Origin of the sequence: Phaeovulum sp. (assembly GCF_041596715.1) — a bacterium.
Lineage (GTDB): Bacteria > Pseudomonadota > Alphaproteobacteria > Rhodobacterales > Rhodobacteraceae > UBA6213.
In genome coordinates this window covers 1-6,326 of sequence record NZ_JBFHIA010000183.1, presented here as the reverse complement: position 1 = coordinate 6,326, position 6,326 = coordinate 1, and the positions used below count along the sequence as shown (strand labels likewise).

Sequence of the window (6,326 nt, the reverse complement as noted above, 5' to 3'; positions counted from 1 at the left end):
GCGGCACCGATCAGCAGCCCAATGATGGCAACCAAGGAAAGCAGCAGGATGGAAAAACCGATATCGCTCATGGCTCGTCTCGATCAGCTCTCCCTCGAGCCATGTGATAGGCCTCTGTGTATCAGAAGCAAACGATCCTGCCGCGTATTGGCGTAATAAATCTGTGCTGTGGGCAACATGCCGCGCCACGGACTGGCGTCCGGGCAGGATTGTCGGTGCCAAGTGTAATCAGGTCAGCTTGCTGAGCTTGGCCCCGTTGGCGCGGCAACAAAAGAGACGTCGCGCAGTGTCAGGAGCTGTTTGGCTGGCAGCAAAAAATAGTCTTGCCCGAACACCGAGTCGCTGTTAAACGTTTTACAGTGAAACGTTTAACAGCGTGAGGATTCGTGTCCAAAAGACCGACCATCAAGGATGTTGCCAAGCTGGCGGAAGTGTCCATTGCAACGGTTTCGAACGTGATGAGCGGATCGAAGCCGGTGAATCCGGATCTGCGCGAGCGCGTGGAACGTGCGGCGCACGAGCTTTCTTACCAGATTGACCGCTCTGCCTCGCGGCTGCGCTCTGGTCAGACCAAGGTGGTGGGCGTTCTGGTGCCGGACCTTGATGACACGTTCTTCACTTCGCTGGTTTCGCGGCTGGAGGTGATGGCGGGCAAAGACGGTTACGATGTGATCGTTGCAAGCTCGCGTGACGATGTTGAATTGGAAAAATCGCGGTTGTCCGCGCTGCTGGGCTGGCGGCCCGCAGGGCTAATTGCGGTTCCTTGTTCCGACACGGTGCCTGCGATTCTTGCCAAAGAGGCGCATCGGCTGCCGATAGTGCTTGCTGACCGTGTTGTTAGCGGAAGCGCCGATATAGATTCGGTTACCATCGACAACTTCGAGGCCGGCGAAATAGCGGCCCGCCATCTGGTTTCGCTTGGGCACCGCGACATCGTGATTGCAGCATCGAGCCTGTCGATCTCGCCGATCAGAGAGCGTGTCCGCGGGGTCGACACCTTTATGCGCGCCGCAATCGGTGTTACGCCGATCGTCGTTGAATTGGGATCGAACGGCGAACGCGGTGCTGAACTATTCGCGCATTGGCTAGAGCGGAATGCCAGCCCGACAGCGGTAATTGCCCTGACAAACGTGACCACGCTCAGTGTGCTTTCGACACTCGCGGCGCGGCACATTGCGATGCCCGAACAGGTTTCGATCATCGGCTTTGACGATTATGCGTGGATGAGCGCGCGCAAGGCTGCAGTGACCGCCATCCGCCAACCGATTGATGAAATGGCACGAATGGTCTGGGATCGCCTGAGCGCGCGAATGCGCGGCGATGCCACGCCGCCGCATCACATCGAGCTCAACGCCACGCTTCAGGTGCGCAACTCGGTCAGCAACATGCGTGCCGCGAATGACGCCGACACAGATGTGACAGTGCCGCAAACGGCTGGGGGCGCGCCTGCAAAGGGGCGCAAGTCTGTCCACTGATCGCCCAAGGCGTGGGGCGCGAGTAAAGAGGAAGGGGAGGAACGATTGCGTAGCAGAAGCCTTGTCCATCTGATGCCGTTGATCGCACCGGTTCATGTCCTGATCCTCAGCGTCATCGTCATCCCGTCGATCTACGTGATCTGGCTCAGCGTCACACAATCCAGCTTTGGCAAAGCGCCAAGCTTCGTCGGTTTGGAAAACTACATTCGTGTGCTGACCGATCCGGCTTTTCACCGCGCGCTTTGGAACACGGTTGGCATTGTTGTCGTGGCCGTACATCTGGAGCTTGCGATAGGGCTGCTTGTGGCGCTGCTTTTTGCCAGCGGCTTACCACTGCGTAGATATCTGCTTGTCGCCGTGCTCGCGCCCTATGCGGTTAGCGAAGTGACCGCGGTCGTTATGTGGCGGTTTCTTTTCGACCCGGATGCAGGCCCGATCACCCAGATGCTGCAATCATTGCACCTTCCGATCCTAGATTGGTCGTTCGAGCCGACGCACGCGATGATCCTTATCGCGATGCTTACGATCTGGCTGCATCTGCCGTTCACGTTCATCATTCTTTACGCCGCGCGGCTTGCTATACCGCTCGATCTTTACGAAGCGGCGCGCATCGACGGGGCAACGCCATTGCAGGCATTTCGGCGCGTGACGCTGCCGCTGCTAGGCCCGGCGATCGTGGTGGCGTTGCTGTTTCGCTATATCTTCGCCTTCCGCATCTTTTCAGAGGTCTGGCTGCTGACAAACGGCGGGCCTGCCCGAACGACCGAAGTTGTGGCCGTCTACCTTTATCAAGAGGCGTTCAGCTACAACGCCTTCGGTACCGCTGCGGCTACTGCCTGGATCATGGTCGTAGTCTCGTTGTTGCTTGCGGTCGGCTACATTCTGGTACTCGGCAGACAGGTGAACGCCAATGCGCATTAAGCGTCTCATCATTGGCTCTGGTAAGGCTGTCGCGGTCACCGCGCTGCTTTTGTGGTCGCTGTTGCCGATTGCCTTTATCGTGATGTCGTCATTCAAACCGGGGCGCGAAATCTTTGCGGTGCCACCGCACTATATTTTCACGCCTACCTTGGATCACTTCACCACCTTGTGGACGCGCTGGGGGGTATTCTTCGACGGGCTCGTCAACAGCACGATCATTACCGCTGGTGCCACGGCGCTGGCTGTCATTGCCAGCACGGCGGCAGGCTATGCCTATTCGCGCAATTCCAGCCGCTTCCTCGACTCGAGCGTGCTGTTTCTTATCGTGGTCAGGCTGATCCCGCCGATTGTGGTCACGCTTCCGCTGTTTCCAATCGTGAATGCGCTGAACCTCAACGATACGCATGTGGTGCTGATGGTGCTTTATGCCACGTTTTTCGTGTCACTTGGCACGGTGCTGATGCGAACCTTCATCGACCAGATCCCGCGCGAGCTTGATGAGGCCGCGCAGATCGATGGCGCGGGGCGCTGGACGATTTTGCGCAGGGTGATTGTGCCACTGGCCGCACCCGGCATCCTCGCTGTCGCGGTGTTCGTTGTCGTGTTCGCATGGAACGAGTTTCTGTTCGCCTTCATCTTTACCGCCACCAAGGCAAAGACTGCGCCGCTGGTGATTTCAGAGATGATCGGCTCGATCGACGGGGTTGATTGGGGGGTCCTGTTTGCCGCCTCCACGCTGCAACTCGCCCCGGTGCTTTTGTTCGTCATCTTCATGAACCGCTATCTCGTCGCCGGAATGACGGCCGGTGCCACAAAGGGATGATCAACCGTCAACCTGGGAGGTCACTATGAACGACAGATCCGCATTCACTTTCACCCGGCGCGGTTTTCTTGGCACGACCGTCGGCGGCGCTGCCGCCTTGGCTGCCAATCCGACTTGGGCCGCTGGCAAGACGCTGAACGTGCTGAGCCACAAGGTGCACCAAACGGTATTAGGCACCGACGCGGGTGATCTGATGGCCGCGTGGAAAAGCGCCAACGATGCCGATATCAGCTTCACAACGTTCGATTCCAACCCGCTGCAAGACAGGCTTTTCCGCGAGGCGAGCTTGACCGATACTGATTACGGCGTCGGCTATATCATCGACAACCGGCCCACATCCGATATCGCCTCGCTGTTCGAGCCGCTGAACGATCTGGCGGTCAGCGATCCGATCGAGGATTTCGATGATATCGCGCATGGGCTGGTTCAAGGCATGACGGTTGACGGAAACCTGATTGGTATTCCGGTGCGCCACGCCACGCAGGGCCTGTTCTACAATGAGGCGTTGCTGGAAGAAGCAGGCATTGCGGCACCCCCGACCACGCTGGAAGAGCTTGTCGAGCAATGCAACAAACTTACCTTCACCTCAAAGTCTGGCACGCCGGTTACCGGCATGATCTTGGCAAGCGATCTGGCGTTGTTCCCGGTAATGTTCGCACGCGCGTTTGGCGGTGATTTCATCACCAAGGACTTCCAGCTTGTTCCGGACCCGGCGGCGATGGAGAAGGGGCTCGACGTTCTGCGCGGCATGTTCGAGTCCGGTGCATTGCCCCGCAGCTACGCCACCACCAAGAACGACGATCAGGTGACCTGGCTGCAACAAGGCCGCGCCGCCTTTACGGTGCTGCCGTTCGCGCGTTTTGCGCAGCTCAACAACCCCGAGCAGAGCAATTTCCCCGGCAAGATCAAGGCTATCGCCTTCCCGGGGTCGGCTACGCTTGCCGCCGACAAACCGATGGCGTCGATTGTCGAGGCTTGGGCGATGGTGATTCCGAAAAACGCCAAGGACAAGGCACTTGCGTGGTCCTACATCAAGGAAGTGTCGAGCAAACGCGTCACACTCGGCATGGCGCTGAATGGCAACGGGCCGGTGCGGGTGTCCAGCTACGCGGACCCGGCGCTGATTACCAAAAACCCACTGGCCGAGGTAGAGGCGCAGGTTCTTGCCAATGCGCGCGGTGCATTCCCGCCGTTCCCGGAAGCTGCGCGCGCACAAGCGACGATGCTGGAAGAGGTGCAACTTGCAGTGATTGGCAGAAAGACCGTCAAGGATGCGGTCGCCTCGATCATCGAACGCGTCACGCCGATGATGCCTGCCTGATAGCCAACGCCAAATACTGTCGCCCGGACCCTCTCCCGAACCGGGCGGCAGCACAATCTGGATAGCTCAATTGACCGCTAGTGGCTGCGCTGCGGCTTGAACAAGGAACGGAAGATGTCGAAGACCACAATCCGCTCGATACAAGAGCCGGCGCGCAGCATTCCCGTGGCGGCCGAATACGACGTGCTGGTGGTGGGGGGAGGGCCCTCGGGCCTGACCGCCGCATTGGCCGCAGCCGAAGACGGCTTGCGCGTCGGCCTTATTGAAAGCCGCAGTTTCGTAGGCGGGAATATGACGATCGGCCTGCCGGTGCTGGGTTTTCTGGGTCAGAAGGGCAACCAGATCATCGACGGCCTGCCGCAGAAGTTCATCGAGCGACTAAGGCGCGAACGCAACGGTGCCAGCGAGCACCGCCCTTGCCCCTTGCACATGGGCATAACGCTGGTCGAGCCAGAGGCGGTAAAGACAGTGGCGCTGGAAATGCTGACCGAAGCGGGCGTTGATGTGCTGTTCTACACCTTTTGCGTTGATGTCGTGATGAACGGCGATGCGATCCGCGGCGTTATCACCGAAAGCAAAAGCGGGCGCACCGCAACCCTTGCCAAGGTTGTGATCGACTGCTCGGGCGATGCCGACGTGGCCTTCCGTGCGGGTGTGCCTTGCGAAAAGGGCGATGCCCAAGGCGGCATGCAACCGCCGACGCTGATGTTCTGCCTTGCGGGTGTAGACACCGACAAGCTGCGCATGAGTGTTGCAAACGCGCCGCCAGAGGCGCGAACCTACCTGACCGATTTCATTCCGGCAGAGTATTTTGGGCAGAACAACCAGTTCATTCTGGTTGGCTTGCGCGAGTTGATGGCAAAAGCCAAGAACGAGCGCCACCTCGATATTCCGAACGAGCGCACGATCATCATTACCGGCCTGAAAAAAGGCGAGGTCTGGATCAACATGACCCGGGTCAAAGGCACGGATGGCACAGACGCCCGCAGCCTGACCAATGGCGAGATTCAGGGCCGCGCGCAGATCGACGATATCGTCACCTATCTCGTCAATTATGTGCCGGGGTTCGAGGCTGCCTACTTCACCAAAACGGCGCCGTTTCTGGGCATTCGCGAGACCCGGCGCATCGTCGGGCAATATGTGATGACGCAGGACGACGTGCTGAGTTGCCGCCATTTTGATGACTCGATCGCGGTCGCCAGCTACCCGATCGATATTCACCGGCCCGCGGATGACGGCTGCACGTTGATCTGGTGCGGCGACTGCTACGATATCCCCTATCGCTCATTGGTGCCGACCAAGGTTGCAAACCTGCTGGTTGCGGGGCGCAGCATCTCGGTCACGCATGAGGCGATGGGGGCAACGCGTGTGATGGCCACCTGCATGGCGATGGGCGAAGCGGCCGGACGTGCCGCCAAGATCTCGGTCCGTGGCAACCGGTCACCGGCGGATATCGACGTTTCCGAATTGCGCCGCCAGCAGATCGCGCACGGTGTCTATCTGCGCAATCCAGATGGGAGCAGGGCGACAGAGCTTGGCCCCGGTCAGACATCATGAGGTTCATCGCGCGATTCTTGATGCACTTCAACCACATATCGAAGATGGATCGGGCAAGGTCGTCGCAGATGACCCGAGAATTGGGCGGCATCGAAGGTTGCCATTTGGCGCAGGGGTAGTGGCATGACAGCAAGTTGTTTCATCGGCGTAGATGTTGGCACCGGCAGTGCGCGTGCGGGCGTGTTTGACGCCAAGGGCGAGATGCTGGCATCAGCCAAGCATGACATCG

At 59.2% G+C, this 6,326-nt stretch carries 5 protein-coding genes; all 5 read left to right on the top strand.

Going from position 1 to position 6,326, the window contains the following annotated elements; translation table 11 throughout:
• The first annotated feature begins 386 nt into the window (after positions 1 to 386).
• The 5 genes from ABY403_RS12125 to ABY403_RS12105 all read left to right on the top strand — a co-directional run bounded on the left by ABY403_RS12125 (position 387) and on the right by ABY403_RS12105 (position 6,097).
• Complete coding sequence (locus tag ABY403_RS12125; protein WP_372841082.1) at positions 387 to 1,475, top strand: LacI family DNA-binding transcriptional regulator; 1,089 nt, start codon at positions 387 to 389, stop codon at positions 1,473 to 1,475.
• 45 nt (positions 1,476 to 1,520) lie between these two features.
• The gene (locus tag ABY403_RS12120; protein ID WP_372841081.1) at positions 1,521 to 2,396 is read left to right on the top strand and encodes a carbohydrate ABC transporter permease; all 876 of its coding nucleotides are present in this window, start codon (positions 1,521 to 1,523) and stop codon (positions 2,394 to 2,396) included.
• The gene (locus ABY403_RS12115; protein WP_372841080.1) at positions 2,386 to 3,219 is read left to right on the top strand and encodes a carbohydrate ABC transporter permease; all 834 of its coding nucleotides are present in this window, start codon (positions 2,386 to 2,388) and stop codon (positions 3,217 to 3,219) included. Before ABY403_RS12120 ends, ABY403_RS12115 begins: the two co-directional genes overlap by 11 nt.
• A gap of 25 nt (positions 3,220 to 3,244) precedes the next feature.
• Positions 3,245 to 4,540, top strand: coding sequence for an ABC transporter substrate-binding protein (locus ABY403_RS12110; protein ID WP_372841079.1), 1,296 nt, complete (start codon positions 3,245 to 3,247; stop codon positions 4,538 to 4,540).
• 114 nt (positions 4,541 to 4,654) lie between these two features.
• The gene (locus tag ABY403_RS12105; RefSeq protein ID WP_372841078.1) at positions 4,655 to 6,097 is read left to right on the top strand and encodes an FAD-dependent oxidoreductase; all 1,443 of its coding nucleotides are present in this window, start codon (positions 4,655 to 4,657) and stop codon (positions 6,095 to 6,097) included.
• Positions 6,098 to 6,326 lie beyond the last annotated feature (229 nt).

What these genes read in the sequence shown, in the direction of transcription:
- ABY403_RS12115 (WP_372841080.1), top strand. Translation starts at nt 2,386, where the DNA reads ATGCGCATTAAGCGTCTCATCATTGGCTCTGGTAAGGCTGTCGCGGTC.
- ABY403_RS12110 (WP_372841079.1), top strand. Translation starts at nt 3,245, where the DNA reads ATGAACGACAGATCCGCATTCACTTTCACCCGGCGCGGTTTTCTTGGC.
- ABY403_RS12105 (WP_372841078.1), top strand. Translation starts at nt 4,655, where the DNA reads ATGTCGAAGACCACAATCCGCTCGATACAAGAGCCGGCGCGCAGCATT.